This window comes from Aestuariibaculum lutulentum, from assembly GCF_032926325.1.
Classification (GTDB): Bacteria; Bacteroidota; Bacteroidia; order Flavobacteriales; family Flavobacteriaceae; genus Aestuariibaculum; species Aestuariibaculum lutulentum.
The window spans coordinates 1,521,456-1,542,398 of the sequence record NZ_CP136709.1 but is presented as its reverse complement, the minus strand read 5'-3'; the positions used below and the strand labels follow the sequence as shown (position 1 = coordinate 1,542,398).

Annotated in this window: 21 protein-coding genes; 9 read left to right on the top strand and 12 right to left on the bottom strand. The window is 37.6% G+C overall.

The genetic code is table 11. The annotated features are described in order from the left end of the window. Positions 1–9: 9 nt before the first annotated feature. The 3 genes from R1X58_RS06630 to R1X58_RS06620 form a co-directional block, all read right to left on the bottom strand. The gene (locus tag R1X58_RS06630) at positions 10–1,275 is read right to left on the bottom strand and encodes an MFS transporter (protein WP_240572568.1); all 1,266 of its coding nucleotides are present in this window, start codon (positions 1,273–1,275) and stop codon (positions 10–12) included. A 3-nt stretch (positions 1,276–1,278) separates the two neighbouring features. Beyond that, on the bottom strand, positions 1,279–2,970 hold the full coding sequence (recJ, locus tag R1X58_RS06625; RefSeq protein WP_240572567.1) for a single-stranded-DNA-specific exonuclease RecJ: 1,692 nt from the start codon (positions 2,968–2,970) through the stop codon (positions 1,279–1,281). Positions 2,971–3,119: 149 nt separating this feature from the next. Further along, entirely contained in the window at positions 3,120–5,006 is a 1,887-nt protein-coding gene (locus tag R1X58_RS06620) for a hypothetical protein (RefSeq protein WP_240572566.1), read from the bottom strand. A 163-nt stretch (positions 5,007–5,169) separates the two neighbouring features. On the opposite strand from R1X58_RS06620, the gene R1X58_RS06615 reads away from it, so the two are divergent. The 7 genes from R1X58_RS06615 to R1X58_RS06585 are packed head-to-tail and all read left to right on the top strand — an operon-like array spanning position 5,170 to position 11,379. Further along, positions 5,170–7,413 (top strand): molybdopterin-containing oxidoreductase family protein, encoded by a 2,244-nt coding sequence (locus R1X58_RS06615; RefSeq protein WP_240572565.1) that lies wholly within the window; start codon positions 5,170–5,172, stop codon positions 7,411–7,413. Beyond that, the gene (locus R1X58_RS06610) at positions 7,410–7,943 is read left to right on the top strand and encodes a 4Fe-4S dicluster domain-containing protein (protein WP_240572564.1); all 534 of its coding nucleotides are present in this window, start codon (positions 7,410–7,412) and stop codon (positions 7,941–7,943) included. Before R1X58_RS06615 ends, R1X58_RS06610 begins: the two co-directional genes overlap by 4 nt. Before the next feature lie 12 nt (positions 7,944–7,955). Continuing rightward, a complete protein-coding gene (gene nrfD, locus R1X58_RS06605) occupies positions 7,956–8,912 on the top strand; it encodes an NrfD/PsrC family molybdoenzyme membrane anchor subunit (RefSeq protein ID WP_240572563.1) in 957 nt (318 codons plus the stop codon). A 10-nt stretch (positions 8,913–8,922) separates the two neighbouring features. Continuing rightward, entirely contained in the window at positions 8,923–9,453 is a 531-nt protein-coding gene (locus tag R1X58_RS06600; protein ID WP_240572562.1) for a YeeE/YedE thiosulfate transporter family protein, read from the top strand. Between the two features lie 18 nt (positions 9,454–9,471). After that, positions 9,472–10,062 (top strand): YeeE/YedE thiosulfate transporter family protein, encoded by a 591-nt coding sequence (locus tag R1X58_RS06595; RefSeq protein WP_240572561.1) that lies wholly within the window; start codon positions 9,472–9,474, stop codon positions 10,060–10,062. Between the two features lie 33 nt (positions 10,063–10,095). Then, entirely contained in the window at positions 10,096–10,740 is a 645-nt protein-coding gene (locus R1X58_RS06590) for a rhodanese-like domain-containing protein (protein ID WP_240572560.1), read from the top strand. Positions 10,741–10,761: 21 nt separating this feature from the next. After that, on the top strand, positions 10,762–11,379 hold the full coding sequence (locus tag R1X58_RS06585; protein WP_240572559.1) for a rhodanese-like domain-containing protein: 618 nt from the start codon (positions 10,762–10,764) through the stop codon (positions 11,377–11,379). A gap of 57 nt (positions 11,380–11,436) precedes the next feature. Here R1X58_RS06585 and R1X58_RS06580 read toward each other — a convergent pair whose 3' ends face one another. From R1X58_RS06580 to R1X58_RS06540, 9 genes are all read right to left on the bottom strand, one after another. Next, positions 11,437–13,341: a peptide-N-glycosidase F-related protein gene (locus R1X58_RS06580; protein WP_240572558.1), complete on the bottom strand. Its 1,905-nt coding sequence runs from the start codon at positions 13,339–13,341 to the stop codon at positions 11,437–11,439. Between the two features lie 12 nt (positions 13,342–13,353). Then, complete coding sequence (locus R1X58_RS06575) at positions 13,354–13,773, bottom strand: OsmC family protein (RefSeq protein WP_240572557.1); 420 nt, start codon at positions 13,771–13,773, stop codon at positions 13,354–13,356. A gap of 92 nt (positions 13,774–13,865) precedes the next feature. Further along, entirely contained in the window at positions 13,866–14,894 is a 1,029-nt protein-coding gene (locus tag R1X58_RS06570) for an aminotransferase class I/II-fold pyridoxal phosphate-dependent enzyme (RefSeq protein WP_240572556.1), read from the bottom strand. Positions 14,895–14,899: 5 nt separating this feature from the next. Continuing rightward, positions 14,900–15,910, bottom strand: coding sequence for a dipeptide epimerase (locus tag R1X58_RS06565; RefSeq protein WP_240572555.1), 1,011 nt, complete (start codon positions 15,908–15,910; stop codon positions 14,900–14,902). Positions 15,911–16,001: 91 nt separating this feature from the next. Next, the gene (locus tag R1X58_RS06560) at positions 16,002–16,571 is read right to left on the bottom strand and encodes a uracil-DNA glycosylase family protein (protein ID WP_240572554.1); all 570 of its coding nucleotides are present in this window, start codon (positions 16,569–16,571) and stop codon (positions 16,002–16,004) included. Positions 16,572–16,603: 32 nt separating this feature from the next. After that, entirely contained in the window at positions 16,604–17,158 is a 555-nt protein-coding gene (locus R1X58_RS06555) for a hypothetical protein (RefSeq protein ID WP_240572553.1), read from the bottom strand. 91 nt (positions 17,159–17,249) lie between these two features. Further along, complete coding sequence (locus R1X58_RS06550) at positions 17,250–17,594, bottom strand: HopJ type III effector protein (protein ID WP_240572552.1); 345 nt, start codon at positions 17,592–17,594, stop codon at positions 17,250–17,252. 21 nt (positions 17,595–17,615) lie between these two features. After that, positions 17,616–18,290, bottom strand: a complete 675-nt coding sequence (rsmI, locus tag R1X58_RS06545; RefSeq protein WP_240572551.1) for a 16S rRNA (cytidine(1402)-2'-O)-methyltransferase — start codon at positions 18,288–18,290, stop codon at positions 17,616–17,618. Further along, on the bottom strand, positions 18,290–19,033 hold the full coding sequence (locus tag R1X58_RS06540; protein WP_240572550.1) for a hypothetical protein: 744 nt from the start codon (positions 19,031–19,033) through the stop codon (positions 18,290–18,292). The genes rsmI and R1X58_RS06540 overlap by 1 nt, the downstream gene beginning before the upstream one ends. 106 nt (positions 19,034–19,139) lie before the next feature. Between R1X58_RS06540 and R1X58_RS06535 the strand changes: the two genes are divergently transcribed. Both R1X58_RS06535 and alr read left to right on the top strand, forming a co-directional pair. Next, complete coding sequence (locus tag R1X58_RS06535) at positions 19,140–19,793, top strand: thymidine kinase (protein WP_240572549.1); 654 nt, start codon at positions 19,140–19,142, stop codon at positions 19,791–19,793. After that, the gene (gene alr, locus R1X58_RS06530) at positions 19,786–20,892 is read left to right on the top strand and encodes an alanine racemase (protein WP_240572548.1); all 1,107 of its coding nucleotides are present in this window, start codon (positions 19,786–19,788) and stop codon (positions 20,890–20,892) included. Before R1X58_RS06535 ends, alr begins: the two co-directional genes overlap by 8 nt. Positions 20,893–20,943: the final 51 nt, after the last annotated feature.

Genomic DNA, 20,943 nt, shown 5'->3' with positions numbered 1-20,943 from the left:
TAGCTTGATTTAAGAAGCAGCATGTTCTTCCAGATCTTTGGTTAAGTCAAGTTTTCTAAAAGATGGAGAAACTAAAGCTGTAGAAATTACAGTAATTAACGTCATAGTTCCGCCAAAAACAACTGCTGTTACCGTCCCCATAAGTCTGGCGGTTAAACCACTCTCAAAAGCCCCTAATTCGTTTGAAGATCCAACAAACATCGAGTTTACCGATGATACGCGTCCGCGCATATTATCAGGTGTTTTAATTTGCAAAATGGTTTGACGAATTACCATGGAAACCCCATCGGTTACTCCGCTAAAAAATAAGGCTACTACCGACACCCAAAATATGGATGACAATCCGAAAACGATAATACAAAGTCCGAAACCAAAAATAGCTCCTAACAATTTCATTCCGGCATTCTTACTAATAGGAATATAGGCCGTTACCAGCATGGTTAAAAAAGCACCAATGGCCGGAGCAGCACGAAGCACGCCAAAACCTTCACTCCCCACTTTTAAAATATCTTGTGCAAAAACCGGTAATAAGGCAATCGCACCACCAAACAATACCGCAACCATATCTAAAGTTAAAGCGCCCAAAATGGCTTTGGTTTTAAATACAAAACGAACACCTTCCTTTAAACTTTCAACCACAGGTTCTCCAATTTTAGGGTTTAAAATAGGTTTCGGTTTAATTTGAAGTAAGATGATTAGCGATAAAATAATCAATCCGAAAATGATACAAAGCGACCAATGCACACCAATCCAGCTAATCGCAAACCCACCAAAAGCAGGCCCCAAAACCGCTGCCATTTGCCAGGTAGAACTGTTCCAGGTTGCAGCGTTAGGATAAACTTTTTTAGGCACTAATAACGCAACTAAGGAAAAAATCGTTGGTCCGAAAAACGATCGCAAAAAACCACCAAAAAACACCAACGCATAAATGCTATACAAAATGGTTTTAGTAGACCAGCCGTCTACCACTTTTGGCCAGGTTAATAAAAACAAACCCAAGCTAATTAATGAAAATGCAGAAATACATTTGGCTAACAAATTTCGTTTTTCATTCTGGTCTACAATATGACCTGCAAACAAGGCCATGGTAAACGCCGGAATAATTTCCATTAACCCAATAACGCCCAACGATAGCGGATCTTTGGTTAAGCTATACACCTGCCATTCGATAACAATAAATTGCATCGTCCAACCAAAAACCAACACAAACCGAAGTAATAAAAATATATTAAACTCCCGGTAACGTAGCGCCGCGTATGGGTCTTTTTTAGTCATGATTTACTTGATATCTCTTAATTTAAGTTGTAAAGATACATTGCCTTGCCATTCGTTTTCATCAATGGAATACACGGCGTCAAAGGGCGCCTGACTGGAGATAATATCCATTTTTTCACCTAAACCAAAACCAATACCCACAATAGGATTAGAATCGGATTGTTTTACGGTAACACGCAAATGCGTTTGGTCTGCTCCAACGCGTTTTCCCCAACCGGTATCCATTAAATTTGCTGTCATAAAAACAGGCGTCATATTACTTGGACCAAATGGTGCAAACTGCTTTAATATTCGGTAGAATTTAGGGGTGATATCGTTTAAATTAATTTGAGCATCAATTTTAATTTCAGGAACCAACAGACTTCTGTCTATGGTTTTAGTAACCTCATCTTCAAAAGCCTGTTTAAAGGCTTCATAATTTTCTTCTTTAAGGGTTAAACCCGCTGCATATTTATGGCCACCAAACTGTTCAATATGTTCGCTGCATGCCTCTAAAGCATTGTACACATCGAACCCCACCACCGAGCGCGCCGATGCCGCTAACTTATCACCGCTTTTAGTAAACACCAAAGTTGGCCGATAATAGGTTTCTGTTAAACGTGAGGCTACAATACCAATAACGCCTTTATGCCAGCTTTCATGGTATACCACCGAGGTGATTCGGTCCTCCTCTTTATTGTCTTTAATCTGTTCTAAGGCCTCTTCTGTAATTCGTCTATCAGTTTCACGACGATCTTCATTATAGGCATTTATTTCCTCAGCATATTTGGTAGCCAAAGCTTCATTTTCTTCAGCTAATAAAGTCACGGCATAATTACCGTGTTTCATGCGTCCGGCAGCATTAATTCGTGGTGCAACTGTAAAAACGACATCAGTAATCGTTAGTTCATTTTTCTTATTTACCTGATCGATAAGCGCTTTAATTCCGGGTCTTGGAAAAGCATTAATCACTTTCAATCCATAAAAAGCCAAAATCCTGTTTTCGCCCGTTATCGGTACAATATCGGCACCAATCGCTGTGGCAACCAAATCTAAATATCCAACTAAATCCTCAAGGGTTTTCCCATCTCTATCAGCTAAAGCCTGAATGAGTTTAAAACCAACACCACAGCCACATAATTCTTTATACGGATATTCGCAATCTACACGCTTAGGATCTAATACAGCGGCAGCTTCCGGAATGGTATCGCCCGGTCTATGATGATCACAAATAATAAAATCGATGCCTTTTTCTTTAGCATATTCAACTTTATCAATCGCTTTAATACCACAGTCTAAAGCTACAATTAGTGTAAAATCGTTATCGCTGGCAAAATCGATACCTTTAAATGAAACGCCGTAACCTTCATCATAGCGATCTGGAATATAAGTCGCAACCTGCTCGCTTCGGGTTTTTAGATACAAACTCATCAAGGCTACCGAGGTTGTTCCATCAACATCATAATCGCCATAAACCAGAATATTTTCGTTATTAGCAAAGGCCTGTTCGATTCGGGCAACGGCTTTATCCATATCTTTCATAAGATACGGATTATGTAAATCGTTTAAATCGGGGCGGAAAAAAGCCTTCGCTTCATCAAACGTTTCAATGCCACGCTGTAATAACAACGTAGCAGTAATATCATCAACTTGAAGTGCTGTTTTTAAAACAGCTAATTTATTGTTTTCTGGCTTTGGTTTAATTGTCCACCGCATAGTCTGAAGTCTGTATAATCCATCCGTAAATGTTTACACATTTACACTTACAAAACTGCGAAACATTTCCATAACACCACAATTTTTTTCTAATTTAAATCAACAGCTTGAATTTTAAAAGAGGCTAACTTCATGAAAATCACAAAATATTACTCAGGTAAAATACAAGCCTTACTCAATCGCTTTAAACTGGCCTGCAACCCCTCTTCTAGAGTTTGTTGCATAACTTTGGAAGTGTCGTTATGACACTGTAAACAGGCACCAACAAACAACAAACGCTGTTGCTCTTTAACATTAAAAGGTCTGAAATTGGTTCGTGTAGATGTTGAAGCTTGCCCGTTGCCTTGCTTCATAAAAGGCACCCAGGCATCTTCAGGTAAACCATCATGCGGATTCAAGGCATATTCTGGGGTAAACACCCATTCTCCTTTTCCTTGATTTATATAATAAACCAAGTTTCCATTGCCATAGCCTAGAGTATAAGGGTTGGCATGGCATGATTTACAGTCGCGTACCGCTTTTGCGGTGGTATGTGTTGCATTTGGCGCAAAAAGCCTATGAAAAGATACATAGGTATCCGGATGCCCGCTATAACTTCCTTTGTCTATGGTCATGACCATCCCGGGAATTGCCGGTTCAATAATGTTTCCTTCCTCGTGTTCCCTCACACCCAATGCAGGTAATGATGCAGAAAACTCAGCCACATATTCCTTCCATTGACCTTTAACAAGCTTCTTATCCAACAAATCAAAAGCCTGTGCCTCATTGCCATCAAACTTATTATGACAACCAATACAGCGTGGTGTCCACGAGGAATGACAAGCACTACAACTCACATTTTTATGAGCATTATCGCGAGAACAAACCTCCGATTGCGGTGCTAAAGGATGTAATTTCTGGTCCTTTTTTCCTATTAAAAAGGCATTCCCCAAAGAATCTATATAGGTATTTATTAAAGGGTGTCCATCTTTTTCTGTTATTAATATTTCTTTGTCGGAATGCTCATATCCCCTGTGCAAATAAACCAATCGGCTTTCTCTATCAATGGAATTAAAAGGAACCGTACGAGGTTTAGATTTGAAATGGCAATCGCTGCATTGCAGAGTTACGGCATCTTCGGCATGTGCATAGGTCTTTCCATCTCCCATCACCTCATGCGAGGAATGACAATCTATACACAATAAGCCCTTGGTATGGTGCACATCTTCCTGTAACTTCTTATAAACCCTTTTATCTTCAAGAACTACATGTCCTTGGGTGTGAAGCAAATCAGATTCATCCAGTAAAGTTTCCTGAAGCCCTATATAATTGGTAGAAATTCTACTAGATCGGCTGTGACATCCAAAACAATGGGTATCATCCATAAACACATCACTGGAAGGGTGTACTTTTGGCAACTTTATTTTGTTAGAAGCTATATAGGTGTTAAGATCGGCTTTGGCCTGTTGTGAATAATTTAAATGACAGGCATTACACCCTCCTCCACGACTTAATTGGGTAATAGGGCCATAATCGGTTTTTTGAGCGCCCAAATGGCAATTGGCACATAAATCCCGTAAATGTTTATCGGCGGCAGAATACTGCAAATCTTTAATATGGTAATGGGCATTCAAACTATCGGATTCTCCAAACACAAATTTATCGACCGCCACCAAACCACTATTGGTCGTCATTAGGGAGTGCTCTACATTATGTAATTCGTTGATATGACATGTTCCGCAGGTTCTTTGGGCATCTATCAAGTTTCCGGGTATCAAAACCATACCCTTATGTGCTCCCGCTTTGTTAAAATCAGCTGTATTCCCTAGATGGCAATTGGCACAACCAATTAGTTCCGGATTATGGTATTCTGAAAACCCTTTGGTTTGCTGATGACACTGCAGGCAAGATTCTCCTTCGGATACGGCCTTACCTTCATATTGTACATCAATAAATTCATGAGACCGAAAAGCATCTGCATGCCTTACGACATAAAGCAAGCCAAATAGCAATACGGCCACAATCAAAATCCATCGAAAATAAGTCTTTTCTTTCATAGTAAGTACATAATCAAATTTACAATAAATTTATTCCTGAACATCATTAAAAAAATGTTTCTATTGTAACAAATGTTACTCCCAAGTACCTGATTTTATTATACTTTTAGTACGCTCAAACATTGAAAAAAATTCTTAATTTTAAGAACCAATCCATATAACTATGGTGACTTCCAGACGAAAATTTATAAAAATTTCAGCTTTAGGGGTAGGGGGAATAACACTTTCCGCTTCAGCTGTCAATTTATTAGCCTCCAATCCTCTGTTGGATGCTGCAGCAAAAAAGAACCTTGCCAAAAAACTTTCCAGAACCGCTACCTATTGTGAGGTATGCTTTTGGAAATGTGCCGCATGGGCCTATACAGACGAAGAGGGAGATATTAAAAAAGTGATAGGGAATGATGACGACCCACACTGCAACGGAAGACTCTGTCCAAGAGGTACTGGAGGTCTTGGTATGTACAGTGACGAAGATCGACTGAAAACCCCATTAATAAGAACAACCATAAACGGCGAAGAAACCTATAGGGAAGCCAGTTGGGAAGAAGCCTTAGACCTGATTGCTGAAAAATTCACTGAAATAAAACAGAAATATGGACCCGAGTCGTTCGCTCTTTTAAAACACGGTTCTCCTGGAAGTCATTTAGAACACCTCTTTAAAGCCTATGGCTCCGATACTATTGCCGAACCTGCCTACGCGCAGTGTAGAGGCCCAAGGGAAACAGGCTTCGGACTAACCTTTGGCTCTTGGGTAGGCTCCCCTGAACCTACCGATATTAGAGACACCAAATGTCTAGTGCTTATTGGTTCCCACATTGGAGAGAATATGCACAATACACAGGTTCAGGAAATGTCTGATGCCATAGATAATGGCGCTACCATTATTACTGTAGACCCGAGATTTTCTACAGCAGCCAGTAAATCTTCTCATTGGTTACCAATCAAACCAGCTACCGACATTGCCTTACTTTTATCCTGGATGCATGTATTGATAGAAGAAGAACTTTACAATAAAAAATACGTTGAAAAATATGCCATTGGCTTCGATGAACTAAAAGCACACGTAAAACCATTTACACCAGAATGGGCCTACGGTATCACCACCATAAAACCGGAAAGCATAAGGGAAACGGCGCGCCTAATGGCTGCAGCAGCCCCGGCTACTATCATTCACCCAGGACGTCATGTTACCTGGTATGGAGATGACTCGCAACGCGAACGAGCCATTGCCATTCTTAATGGACTTTTAGGCTCTTGGGGTAACCGAGGCGGTTTCTATTTTAAAGAAAAAATCAGTATTCCAAAATATCCGCATCCAGCATATCCTGAGCCGAAATGGGGCTGGCATGAAATAGGTGAGCAATATCCATTTGCTGAAATGGGCAATACTTCGGAAGTAGTCAAGGCGACTATTCCTAATGAAGATAATCCATACCCTATAAAAGCATGGATGATTGCCGGCACCAATTTAATCAACACACTACCTCAGCGAGAACAAACTCTTGAGGCAATTAACGCTCTTGAATTTTTGGTCGTGGTAGATACCATGCCAATGGAAATCACAGGCTATGCGGATGTGGTACTACCTGAATGTACCTATTTAGAACGTTATGACGGTATCCGTTCTGCAACCAACAGACATCCATCAATTGCGGTTCGTATTCCTGCTGTAAAACCCAAATACAATTCGAAACCTGCCTGGTGGATAAGCAAACAAATTGGTGACCGCATTGGTTTGGGCGACTATTTCAATTACAACGATTTTGAGGAGGTCATTGAATGGCAGCTCAACAAAATGGGGACTTCTTTGGATGAAATGAAAAAGATTGGTGTTAAGAACTTCGAAAGAACCTCTGGACCATTATTCCTGGAAGAAGGACAAGATTATGAATTCGGCACCCCAAGTGGAAAAATAGAATTCTATTCGCAACAATTGGCCGATTTAGGATTTGATCCTATGCCTGTCTACACGCACCATCCACAACCTCCACAAGGATTTTACAGATTGAATTACGGAAGATCTCCCATGCACACGTTCAGCAGAACCATTAACAATCCTTATTTAAGCGATTTAAAAAGTGAAAATACTCTTTGGGTAAACCCTAAGGTAGCCCGAATATTAGACCTTAAAAAAGACCAGCCCGTTTGGCTTAAAAATCAGGATGGTATTCTGTCTGCATTCCCCATTAAAGTAAGAGTTACAGAGCGTATCCGTTGGGATTCTGTATATATGTACCATGGCTTTGGCCATAACAATAAAAAATTGACCCGCGCCTTTGGGAAAGGTGCGAGTGACGCAGAACTTATTTCCAAGATTGTCGTAGATCCACTAATGGGTGGCACCGGATTAAGAGGCAACTTTGTTTCTATTTTAACCGAAGATCCACATAAAAACACAAAGGTATGAGATATGCAATGGTGATAGACACCTTAAAATGTGTTGGCTGCAGTGATTGTGTCGTGGCATGCCAAACAGAAAACAATGTGCCTCATGGCTATTGCAGAGATTGGGTAACTGAAGCTGTTAGCGGCTCCTACCCTAATCTGGAACTGGAATTGCGTTCGGAACGCTGCAACCATTGTGCCAATCCGCCATGTGTAAGATGCTGTCCAACGGGAGCCAGTCATGTTATTGAAGGTGGTATTGTATTAGTGACTGCCGACCAATGTATAGGCTGTGGTGCCTGTATAGAATCCTGTCCTTACGATGCACGATACCAACACCCTGACGGTTACGTAGACAAATGCACCTTTTGCCACCACCGACTGGAAAAAGGACAATTACCTGCCTGCGTATCTGTGTGTCCAACAAAATGCATGTATTTTGGTGATTTAGACGACCCGAACAGCGAAATTTCTCAATTGTTGAAAAACAGAAAATATAAAACCCTATCGCCAGAGGCAGGGACCGATCCCCACGTGTTTTATCTCATTTAAAGCTAAAGTACCATGCAAGAAGAATTATTTACAAGCGGCCGAAACATTCCAAACATTGATCCTTCATTACAAATTTGGCATTGGCCCATCTCCTTATACCTATTTCTCGGCGGACTTGCTGCAGGCATCTTATTTTTTGCAGCATTATTCTACCTCATGGGTAAAGAAAAACAATATCCCGCTCTAAAAAAAGCGGCTGTAATACCTCCAATAGCCCTATCCGTTGGTCTATTGGCATTGGTTTACGATTTAACACATCCTTTATTCACCTGGCAATTATATACCACCTTTAGGATAGAATCTCCAATGTCTTGGGGAGCCTGGGTACTACTCATTACCACCCCACTTTCCTTTTTATGGTTGTTCAGCTTCTACAGAAGCACTTTCCCTAAATGGGAATCGAAACTCAAACTCTTTAAAAAATTTAAGTTTCTGGAAAAATTTGAAAAATTCCTTATTACCAACAGAACCTATATGGCATACGCCCTGATTCCACTATCCATAATTTTAGGCGTCTATACTGGTATTTTATTATCGGCATTCAATGCCCGACCTTTATGGAACAATGCCATTTTAGGACCTCTATTCCTAACCTCGGGACTATCAACCGGAGCGGCAGCCATAATTTTGTTGTCTAGAAATAGAGAAGAACGTCATCTGTTCAGTAAAATAGATTTAGGTCTTATTATAGTAGAAATAGCTTTAATCATTCACATGATTATGGGTTATTATGCAGGTTCTCAAGTGCAACTGGAAGCGATGGATCTTTTAGTAGGCGGTGAATTCACCCTCATGTTTTTTGGCTTCGTTATACTTTTGGGCTTACTCGTACCCGCTATTTTAGAAGTTATTGAATTATTAGGCTTTAAAGTCCCTGTTGCCGTGCCGGCTGCCTTAGTTATAATTGGCGGACTTCTTTTTAGATTTATTATGGTAGAAGCAGGACAACTTACACGATACCTTTACTAAATTATTTACTATGAATACAAAATATAAAACAAGCCCACACCAATACTGGAACCCGTATTTTGGAGGATTCCTACTAGGCATCATCATTATTTTCACATTTTATCTTACCGGTAGAGGACTGGGAGCCAGTGGTGCCATAAAAAGCAGCGTGGTTACCGTGGTTGAAAATGTAGCTCCAAAACATGCCGAAAGCAACAGTTATTACAGTCAGTTTATAACAGATGATAAATCACCTATGAACACCTGGCTAGTGTATGAAGCCTTGGGTATTTTAATAGGAGCCTTTATTTCGGGAAGTATCAGCGGACGCATCAAATGGCGCGTTCAACACTCTCCTAAAATTACGGCTAAACGTCGTTTAATATTTGCGCTAATAGGAGGTATCTTATTTGGATTGGGAGCTCAGATTGCAAGAGGCTGTACCAGTGGTGCCGCTTTAAGTGGCATGGCGGTGTTGTCTACAGGAGGCTTCCTTACTATGCTTTCCATTTTTGGATCTGCCTATGCTTTTGCTTATTTTTTTAGAAAGAACTGGATATAACATTAAAAAGAAAAAATTATGGGACCTTTAATTCCTGGTGGTTACATCCCTTTAGAATGGGATAGCATTATAGCCATATTCATTGGAATCGCCTTTGGCTTTGTCTTAGAAGCTTCGGGCTTTTCATCGTCAAGAAAATTAGCAGGCGTGTTTTACGGTTACGACTTTGCTGTACTTAAAGTATTTTTTACGGCAGCAGCGGTATCCGTAATCGGCATTTACTATATGGATTATTTAGGATATCTGGACATCTCTAAACTTTATGTGCACCCCACCTACTTATGGGGAGCTATCATAGGCGGCATTATTATGGGTGCCGGTTTTGTTACTGGAGGATTTTGTCCCGGCACCAGTTTGTGTGCCGTAGCCATAGGCAAATTAGATGCCTGGATATATGTATTTGGTATTATGGTGGGTGTTTTTATATTTTCGGAACTCTTCAATCTTTTTGAACCTATATACGATGGTTATAACTTTGGCAACATTACTCTGATAGACTCCTTTGGCTGGAATCCATATTGGGTTATTTTTATTTTTACCATTATTGCTGTCCTGGCCTTTGGCATTGCCGACTTGGTCCGAAAAAAAATTAAAAGTGTGTTTTACTAAAAAAACAAATACAATATAAACCAGAAGAAAACCATGAAATTTCTTTCAAACAGATATCTAATTCTGGGTGCCATACTGATTATTTTAGCAGGTGGACTCCTATTGCTTCCAAAATATGAAAAACAGGAAGGCATTCGCTCTAAACAATTGTTAAGTCATGCCATCAGCCCGGAACGTTATATTTCGACCGATGATATTTCACATAAAATTATTAGCCAGGATCCTTCGTTTATTTTGGTAGACGTAAGAGACGAAGAAAGCTATAACAATTATAGCCTACCCAATGCCATTAATATTCCGCTTTCAAAATTGTTGGATGAAGATTCTTTAACATACCTCAACCAAGACCAGTTTGACGTGGTATTCTATTCTAACAACACGTTTCTAGCCGATCAGGCTTGGATGTTATGCGATCGCTTAGGGTTTAAAAACCTGCATGTTTTAAAGGGAGGCCTCAACACCTGGTATACCACCATAATCAATCCCACAAAACCAAATGAGGCCATGCCCGAAACTGAATTTAAATTGTATTCTACAAGAAAAGCAGCCAGCATGTATTATGGCGTAGCATATCCAGACCAGAATTTTGGAAATGACTTACCAACAACACCGGAAACACCTAAAAAAGTAGTTACTGTAGAAAAGAAAAAGAAACGTAAAGCTGAAGGCGGCTGTTAAATCTATAATTAACCTAACACTATGAAAGAATTAGAGAAAACCAAACAAATATCCATTGCTGCCACGTTATTTATTTTGGCTGTGCTGATAGGTTTTTTAACCTACAAACGCCCAAAAAACACCTATGCTTTCAACACCAAAAGCACTTTGGAAAAAATCACCTCAACAGATTATTGCCTTCCCTATTCGCTTATTGAAAATGAAGATGTGGCATTTATAGACATTAGAAACTCTTTTGAATACAACAAAGGCCATTTAGAAAATGCCATAAACATGCCTTCTGTAGATATTATGAGTGAAGCCTCGCTAAAACTACTGCTGGATTTAAAAAAATCGAATACAACAACGGCGCTTTACGGAAGCACACCCGAAGAAGCTAACATTCCTTTTCTTATCTTATATCAATTAGGCTTCGATAATCTTAAAATCCTTCCTGTAGAACTCAGTTATTCCCAAAACAAACTCATCACCAAAGAATCCAAAATAGAAAACCTTCCTTACGATATTAATGGGTTTATCATGGATTCAAAAAAGCATTTAGACAGCTCTAATACCATAGTTCCACCAAATGCAAATGTGCCTAAAAAAGTGATTACAGTTGAAAAGAAAAAGAAACGTAAAGCTGAAGGGGGCTGTTAAAAGTCCTTATTTTAATCTTCTGGCTTTGGTTTTAATAGTTCACCAAATCTATTTCTTTTATTCTTTTAATCGTATTCTGTTTTTATAAACTTCCTTGTCGTTCATAAACACCTTAATATAATAACGCTTAGCCGGTAAATACGATAAATCGTAAGTCAACGATCCTTTACTGAAACTCTTATATAAATGATTTTCAACCACATCTGTTTCATTTTCCTGATCAACAATAAGCACCTTTACTTCCGAAGGAATATTGCAAAAATAATCTAATGTAATCGGGCCTTGAGTTCGTGCCGGAAAAACACCTACAGAAGGCGCATCATCCAACTCGTAAGACATATCGGGTTGTACCGAAAAATAATAATTAATAGCGCTACCAAAATCTGAACCAAATTGTTTTATGGCTTTGCCTTGAGCATCAAGTAATTTTATTTCGCCACGACCGTCTTTTGCTTTATACCAGAATTCTAATCCATCGCCTTCTGAATCGCTGAACTTAAAATTATAATTCCCTTGTTTTAAAGCAATGGTATCTTGATATACTGTACTTTGCTTCATATTCACACTATCTTTTGCAAAAACCACCTCTCCGAAACTATTTTGAATACTGTATGTGTTTTGCCAAGGTTTGTTATTTGTTTTATAACGAACCACGACGGTATCAGGAAATATGTCCGGGCGTTCGTAATCGGACTCTAATGTGTTATCTGCCTTAAATCCGTCTGATTTTCCGTTAGGTTTAGATATAACCACATGAAATTTCCCATGCTTTTGTTTACTAAATACTTCTGTTGGTAATGTTATTGCGGCTTCATCTCCAAAATTAATATGACCCGTCCAATTGAATTTCTGAGGTTTTTCACCTGCAATAAAATACTGAATCGTCATTTTCTTTAACGGATTACTACCATTATTTTTCACCTGAATAACCGGCAAACCACCAAACGGATTTTTCCGACTATGAATCAACTTTTTAGAGGGCTGAATAATATCTAAAAGCGTCACATCATTTTTGGCATTTGGAGCTTCATATTCAACAACAACAGCTGATAGCAACTCGTTCGCACTTGGCTTTTCAGTTTCGTAAGCTTCCATATTAATATCAAGGTTATATGGTTTTCCTGCCTCTGTATGTAGCATCACTTCATCAGGTTGCAGTAAATACCCTGGACACCAGTTGGCGCGATCAAAAATCCACGTTCCTGCCTGCGGAAATAAAGGATTATCACCACATTCCATCCATAAATCTTTATGATCTATAACCTCGCCATTAAACTCAATATCTCTGTACTTGCTACAAAACTCACCACAACCATTTGCATCCATACCATGCCCTGTTTGAAGGATCTTTATTTTAGAAAATGCGGTTTTATCATGCGCTTTAAATGTTACTGGCACCAAATGGTTTTCAATTGGATCGTCTTTGTATCCATATTTAAAATTTCCATCGTATACTTTATGAATCGCCAACGGATTAGCCACTGGTGTACCATAGGTAATTTCAAAATCCACAGTGACTTTCCAGCCACGGGTTTTATTGTTTTCATAACCCGTATGTATATAATCAATCTCAACCTCATCTCTTAAAATCAAACTGAAATCGGTCACATCTACATGCCACTCAAACCCCCAGTCTTTTTGAAAAAACCCTCCGTAAGGTGTTAACATACGTGCAATTTCGTAAACGGTAGTATCGCTTTTTTGACGCGCTTTAATATGATCTACATAATCCCAGTCGGCACAACGCATTTTATCAGGACATTCGAATTTTAAATTTAAAATAATGCTTCGGATATTTTCTGAAGCCTTTGGAAAAACTGCTGTACGTTTATAACTATTACTCCCTTTAGACGGGTCGGTAACTATAGTTTCTCCCTGATGCGAAATGACGTGAGCTTTCTCCTGTGCTTGTCCTAAAAAACTAATAAGAACAAGACAGAATAAGATTTTAAAAGTATTCAATGGTAGATAATTTTAACTGTTAAAAAACGTGTTTACCTGTACATCGGCAAATTGGCGGAACATTTCCATAACCCCGCAATATTTTTCAACCGATAAGTCTACTGCTCTTTGTAGTTTTTTCTCATCTAAATTATCTCCAAAAAAGTGAAAATTCATCGCTACTTTATCATAAAATTTTGGGTGCTCTTCAGTTAAATTCGCATCAATTTCAATTTTAAAGTCGGCAACATCAAGTTTCATCTTTTTAATTAAAGCCGCTACATCTAAACCCGAGCAACCTGCCAAACCAGATAACATTAAAGCTTTCGGGCGATAGCCTTCACCTTTTCCTCCACTTTCTTCGCCTGCATCAATAAATAAATTGTGTCCTGAAGGATTAGTACTTTCAAACTTCATGTCTCCTAACCAGGTTGTTGTAATATGATTTGTCATCGTTTATGAAATATTTTTTGTTACTTGTAAATATCAAAAATAACAAAACAAGATGAGTTACATTATTTGATTAACTCATAATTTAATTCAGATTAAGTTACTCTCTTTAAAACTTGCTTCAACCTCAACAAATCCTCGCGAGTATGATTGGCCGTAATAACAATTCGACTCATTAGTCCTTCATAATTGGGGTACTTAAAATTCGCTATTAGAATACCGTTATCATACAAAAGCTTGTAAACAGATTCATCATTACAATAAATAACCGGATAATTTACATCATATTTAAATTTAGAGGACAACTGCAATTCTGAAAAAAAGAATTTTAAATTATCCTTGAGCTTCTGCATTTGCTGACTGTATAATTCTTTAGATTTTAAAAATGCGTCCAAATACGCAGGATTTGCAGCAGATGATGAAATAAATAGATTTTCCTGTTTCAGTATTTCAATAAAATCAGTATCAGAAACTATTATACCACCAGATAATCCCAAAGCTTTACCTAACGAAGACACCATAATTTTTCTGTGAATATTTTTATATTCAACAGTATTAAAAACACCTTCTCCCGATGGCCCTACAATACCCAAACTATGAGACTCATCGATAATTAAAGTGATTTGCTTAGCTTCCGATATGTGTTCTAAAAAACTAAATGATGTTGGATAAACTTCGGAAGATAACACAGCATCTAAAACAATAATCACATCTTCTTTAATAGCATTGGTTAAATCTGGATGTAAAAACCTATTTTCAAAAACAGACTGACTACTAGAATCTAAAATAGCCGGATGACTATTGGGGTAATGAAAAAACGAACATTTATTCTTCTTAAAATACTCAACTACGAGTCTGCCTGCCAACATACCAGAAGATACCGTTAAGGCACTTTCAGCTCCAATAAATTTTGAAAACAAAGTTTCAAATTCATCGTATACAGCCAATTTAACATTAGCATTACGAGAACTACCATAACTGGTTCCCCACTGTTTAATGCTATTAAATAACTGTTCCTGAAAAGCAGGTAATGTAGCCATGCCTAAATAAGACGTACCGCCAAAATATAGAAATGTTTCATTATTCTGAGAAATAAGCCTATCGGGAAAACAATCTATAATCATATAAACTAAATCAGTTTTACACCTATTCCATTCAAATCGCTGTAAGTTACCACGCCATCAGTAATAGTTACCCCTTCGGCAATATCTTCAGAAAGCAGTAAAGCGCCATCCATATCTACAAAATCCAGAAGCGGTAATAAATGCGCTATAGCTGAAATACCTACAGAAGACTCCGTCATACATCCTACCATAGTTTTCATACCCAGACTTCTCGCTTCTAAAAGCATACGTTTTGCTGAAGTTAAACCACCACACTTAACTAACTTCACATTAACCCCATGAAAATGATTATGACATTTTAAAACATCAGCTTCAACCTGACAGCTTTCATCTGCAATAATAGGCAACACGGATTTAGAGTACACTTCTTTATGAGCATCCCAGTCCTTTGCAGGTAAAGGTTGTTCTATAAATTCAACACCCAATTGCTTCAATGCTTTAGCGTTTTTCAACGTTTCTTCAACCTGCCAACCACAATTGGCATCAACCCTAAAAACAGCATTTGTGTTTTTTCGTAATGCTTCAACTATTTTAATATCGTCTTTTGTCCCTAATTTAATTTTATAAATGGGCCATGGCATCTCCTGCATTTTAGCCACCATTTTATCAACGGTATCGATACCAATAGTATAATTGGTTAACGGATTATTACTAATATCATAATCCCAAAGTTCATAAAGCATTTTACCCTGCAATCTGGCATATAAATCATTGTAAGCCATGTCTAGAGCACAGATAGCAAACATATTATGTTTTAATTTACTATAAATACTTTGCCAGAATTCTTCAGGAGAAACACCATCTAAAGATTCTATAAATGGTTTTACATCAGTAATATCTTTTATCAGTTTATCAATGGTTATTCCGTAATATGGATTCGACGTTGCCTCTCCATAACCTGTAAATCCCTTAGAACTTAACTTAACAATTAAACTGGGTTGTATATCATGAGATTCTCTCGAAATTGTAAATGTGTGCTTTAATTTTAAATCGAAAGCTTTAAGTTGAAGATTCATAAAGAAATGGGCTTTAATTGAAATCTAAAAATAATAAATTAAAGCTCATAAACCACATTTCCAACAGAATATAAAATCCTACAATTTTGATTTATAGAATAGCCTGAACTCTTGCTTTTAGTTCTGGTAAGACATCTAATTCAAACCATGGATTTTTGGTAAGCCAAAAACGATTACGAGGTGATGGATGCGGTAAGGGTAAATATTTTGGAAAGTATTCGTTGTAGTTTCTCACGGTTTCAGTTAGTGTTTTCTTAGCTTCATTTTTCAGATAATAATTCTGAGAATATATGCCGATTAGAAGCACTAACTCAACTTGTTTTAAACTGTCTAATACAGGTTGATGCCATTTTGGTGCGCATTCTGGTCTTGGCGGCAAATCGCCTGTTTTTCCTTTGCCGGGATAACAAAACCCCATAGGAATAATGGCAAAATTTTCAGGATTATAAAACTGTTCGGGAGTTACACCTAACCAACTACGCAATTGCTTACCACTGGCATCATCCCACGGAATACCCGACGCATGTACTTTGGTTCCCGGTGCCTGACCTACAATAACAATTTTAGACTCCGGGTATGCTACCATAACCGGTCTTGGCCCTAAGGTTAAAACATCTTTACAAATCTTGCATTGTTTTATGTTTTGTAACAGGTCTTGCATTAAAAAAATATCACTAAGAGGATTTTAATATATTAGTTATTAGATCCATATTCATAATTTTTGAGTTCTTCAAGTTCTTTAGAAATTCTTTCTAACCATTCTACCTGAACTCTTTTACTAAAATTAGATTCTTCATATAAATTATTAATTTCACTAGACTTATTCATATATTTCCTACAAATAGATTCATAAACTTTTATATCACTTACTTTTTGCTTATTTAAACTATCATATGCTTTACGTATTTTTCTAGCATAAATCTCGTAAATATCAAAATGCCCTTGTTCATGTACTAGAGATAAAGAGTCAGAAATTTTATTCCAAGAATCAAACTTTTTCATATAGGAATTAATTCGAAATACAGGAATATCTCCATTCCAATATTCAAGGACAGCAGTTATCCCTGCTTTAATTATAGCTCCTGCACTAATATAATTTTCATCATCAACCTCGCCCTTAAAGTCGTCCCAAATCAATTTTCTTTCAGACCGCCAAAATAATAAACTATCAGTCTCTAAATCTTCGACTTGTCCTACCGTTCTATTGCTAAAACACAGAAGAACTATAATTAAAATTATTAATCTCATCTACTATTTTCTTCTATTTACATTTAAAACAAAAACGCTTTAGTATCACTTAGACACTAAAGCGTTTTAAATATATAAAATTTTAAAACCTTTATTTAGCTGCTAAAGGCTCGCCTTCAAAAATTAAGCCTTCAAAACCGGTTTTCATAAAGTTTCTAATATTTTGGTGTCCTGTACCTTCTGGATCGTTTAATACCTCATCAAAATAAAATTTACCAAAGCAAGCTAAAGTTTCTTCTTTTGTAAAATTTTGATGTTTTGCGAAAGCAAATAATTTACAAGAGCCTGAATTTTGTCCGGCTTCATTTTGTAATTCTCCGTTTTTAAAAGCGGTTGGCGTAAATTCAAAATTAGCTTCAACAGCTACCATTGTATCATTAAATTCTACGGCTTCAGGTGTACTTAGTAATTTTGCTTTAAATGTTTCTAATGTCATTTCTCTTTATTCTAATTTCAATTATTTTCCTTTTCCAGCAACTACAACCACAATTTCTCCTTTTGGAGGTTTGTTGGTATAATGTTCTAAAACCTCTTTGGCGGTTCCACGAACTGTTTCTTCATATAATTTAGTAAGCTCACGTGAAACTGAAACCTGTCTGTCTTCACCAAAATACTCACAAAAATGCCCTAAGGTTTTAACCAGTTTATGCGGACTTTCGTAAAAAATCATAGTTCGGGTTTCTTCGGCAAGCAATAAAAATCGTGTCTGACGTCCCTTCTTTACAGGCAAAAATCCTTCAAACACAAACTTATCATTCGGCATTCCAGAATTCACCAAAGCAGGCACAAAGGCGGTTGCTCCTGGCAAACAATCCACGTCGATTCCGTGTTCTATACAAGCGCGGGTTAATAAAAATCCGGGATCGGAAATGGCCGGAGTTCCGGCATCACTAATTAAGGCAACCGTTGTTCCACTTTTTAATTTTTCAATAATCGTTTCAACCGTTTTATGCTCATTATGCATATGATGCGATTGCATGTGGGTTGAAATTTCGAAGTGCTTTAAAAGCTTCCCCGAAGTTCGGGTATCTTCGGCCAATATTAAATCGACATCCTTTAAAACTTCAATAGCTCTAAAGGTCATATCTTTTAAATTCCCAATGGGTGTTGGTACTATGTAAAGTTTACTCATTAATTAAATTTACCTTCAATAATCTCCATAAATCGCGTCTCGTACTCCTCTTTATTTGCCCAACCCTGATGGTCCGGTTTAACCATAGTTTGTATAAATTCTTTGGCTTCAACAAAAGAACCAATAGTATTAATTTGAGAAATTACACGATCATAATCAGCGCCATTCCCTTCAAAGAGATGCTTGATAAAAGCCAGTTTATCATTTAAACCAATGGCTAATCCGCCATTTTTCAGTTTATCGTTTAAGGATTTTTTTTCGTTTGAATGGCCGTTCTGCTCTTTCGGAACGGGGTCGAAAATAGGCATATTTTTATAATCTGCAGTAAGATCTTCCAAATCGTTTTTATGATACTGCGTTTTCGGTAAAATATCCTCTAAAGTTGGTTTCGAGTCCAGATCAATATCCGGCATAAAAGCTACCATATTTTTTATTTTTTCAATGGCAGGCTCCATAATACCATCATCCTCCTTTTCGTCAAGGTTAATAAATAACCTGTCATCTATTTCACGGTTATCACTAATCTTATCATTAAAAGCTGAATCAATCATACCAAAAAAGTTTTCTTCATCAGAAATCGCAGGCAACTCACCGTCATAATTTTCGTAGGCAAACTTTAATACCGAAAGCTTTTCCAGAAGAAGTGTCGCTTCGGTATGCATTTTAACAACATCTTCTCTACCCTTGAGTTTAAGAATTCTATGTGCAATACTGACTAACTCAGATTCTAGTTTCTTCTTCATAGCTATATTTTTAAAATTAATGTCTTTAAGGTTTTTGATTTTTAATAAATTTAGTTCACCTTTATACAAACATATAATCGCTTTATTTTAGTGTTAAATTTACAAAATGTTTCTTGAAAATACAGTAAATCATAAAGAACAATTTGGATGGATTGAAGTCATCTGTGGATCAATGTTTTCCGGTAAAACCGAAGAATTGATTCGCCGGTTAAAGCGTGCCCAGTTTGCAAGACAAAAAGTTGAAATTTTTAAACCGGCTATCGATACCCGATATAATGATGAAATGGTGGTGTCGCATGACGATAACGAAATTCGATCGACTCCGGTTCCTGCAGCTGCTAATATTCCTATTCTTGCCGATGGATGCGATGTTGTAGGCATTGATGAAGCCCAGTTTTTTGATGATGAAATTGTACGCATTTGTAACGATTTAGCCAATAAAGGGGTTCGTGTTATTGTCGCTGGTCTGGATATGGACTTTAAAGGTAATCCGTTTGGTCCTATGCCTAACCTTATGGCTACTGCCGAATATGTAACTAAAGTACATGCCGTATGCACCAGAACAGGTAATTTAGCCCAATATAGCTATAGAAAATCTGCTAACGACAGCTTAGTACTTTTAGGAGAAACCGACGAATACGAGCCTTTAAGCCGTGCTGCTTATTTTAAAGCGACTATGCGCGATAAAGTGAGAAACATTAAGGTAAACGATGCTGAACAACTTACTCCAAAACCCAAAGATACCGATAACAATGCCTAAAGCGGAAGAGACCATCTTAGAAGTCGATTTAAAAGCGCTAAAACACAACTTAAATCATTTAAAGTCAAGAATACCTAAGGAAACAAAATTCTTAGCTGTAGTTAAAGCCTTTGCTTATGGTAGCGATGCCTGCGAAATTGCCAATTATTTAGAAGAGTTAAATGTCGATTACTTTGCCGTTGCCTATACCAACGAAGGTGTACAACTAAGAGAAGCCGGCATTACCAAGCCTATTTTAGTGCTTCACCCGCAAACCGTAAGCTTTACAACTTTAGTGGAACACCAACTGGAACCTAACTTATATAGTCCTAAAATTTTAAAGGAATTTATAGAAGTAGCATCAAGTTTAAACTATAAAAACTATCCTGTGCATGTTAAGTTTAATACCGGATTAAACCGTTTAGGGTTTGCAGAACATCAGGTAAGCTATTTAGCCGAAACTCTAAATTCAACTTCTGTTATTCATTTGAAATCTATCTTTTCGCATTTGGCTGCCAGCGAAGATTTAAACGAACGTGAATTTACTTTAAATCAAATTAATCTTTTCAAACATATCGCAGAAACCTTATCGGAAGCTATTGGTTTTAAACCTATGATGCATATCTGTAATACTTCAGGAATTTTAAATTATCCGGAAGCCCATTTCGATATGGTAAGAAGCGGCATCGGACTTTATGGCTACGGCAATTCTGAAAAAGAAAACAAAAACTTTAAACCGATAGGAGCCTTAAAAACGGTTATTTCTCAAATTCACAATATTGAACCAGGTGAATCGGTAGGCTATAACCGTGCCTTCACCAGTGAAACCCCTGTTAGAACCGCCACCTTACCTTTAGGTCATGCCGATGGTATTGGCAGGCAATACGGCAACGGTAAAGGCTACGTGGTTATTAATGGTCAAAAAGCACATATTGTAGGCAACGTCTGTATGGATATGATTATGGTTAACATTACCGGTATTGACTGTAAAGAAGGAGACGAGGCTATTGTATTTGATGCGGTAACCACAGCTGAGGATTTTGCCGAAACAGCAAATACCATTTCCTACGAATTGTTAACCTCTGTATCTCAACGTGTAAAACGTGTATTTTTGAAATAAATCGTTTACAGGTTTTAAAGATTTTAACTACTTTAGTAAAACACTAACTAT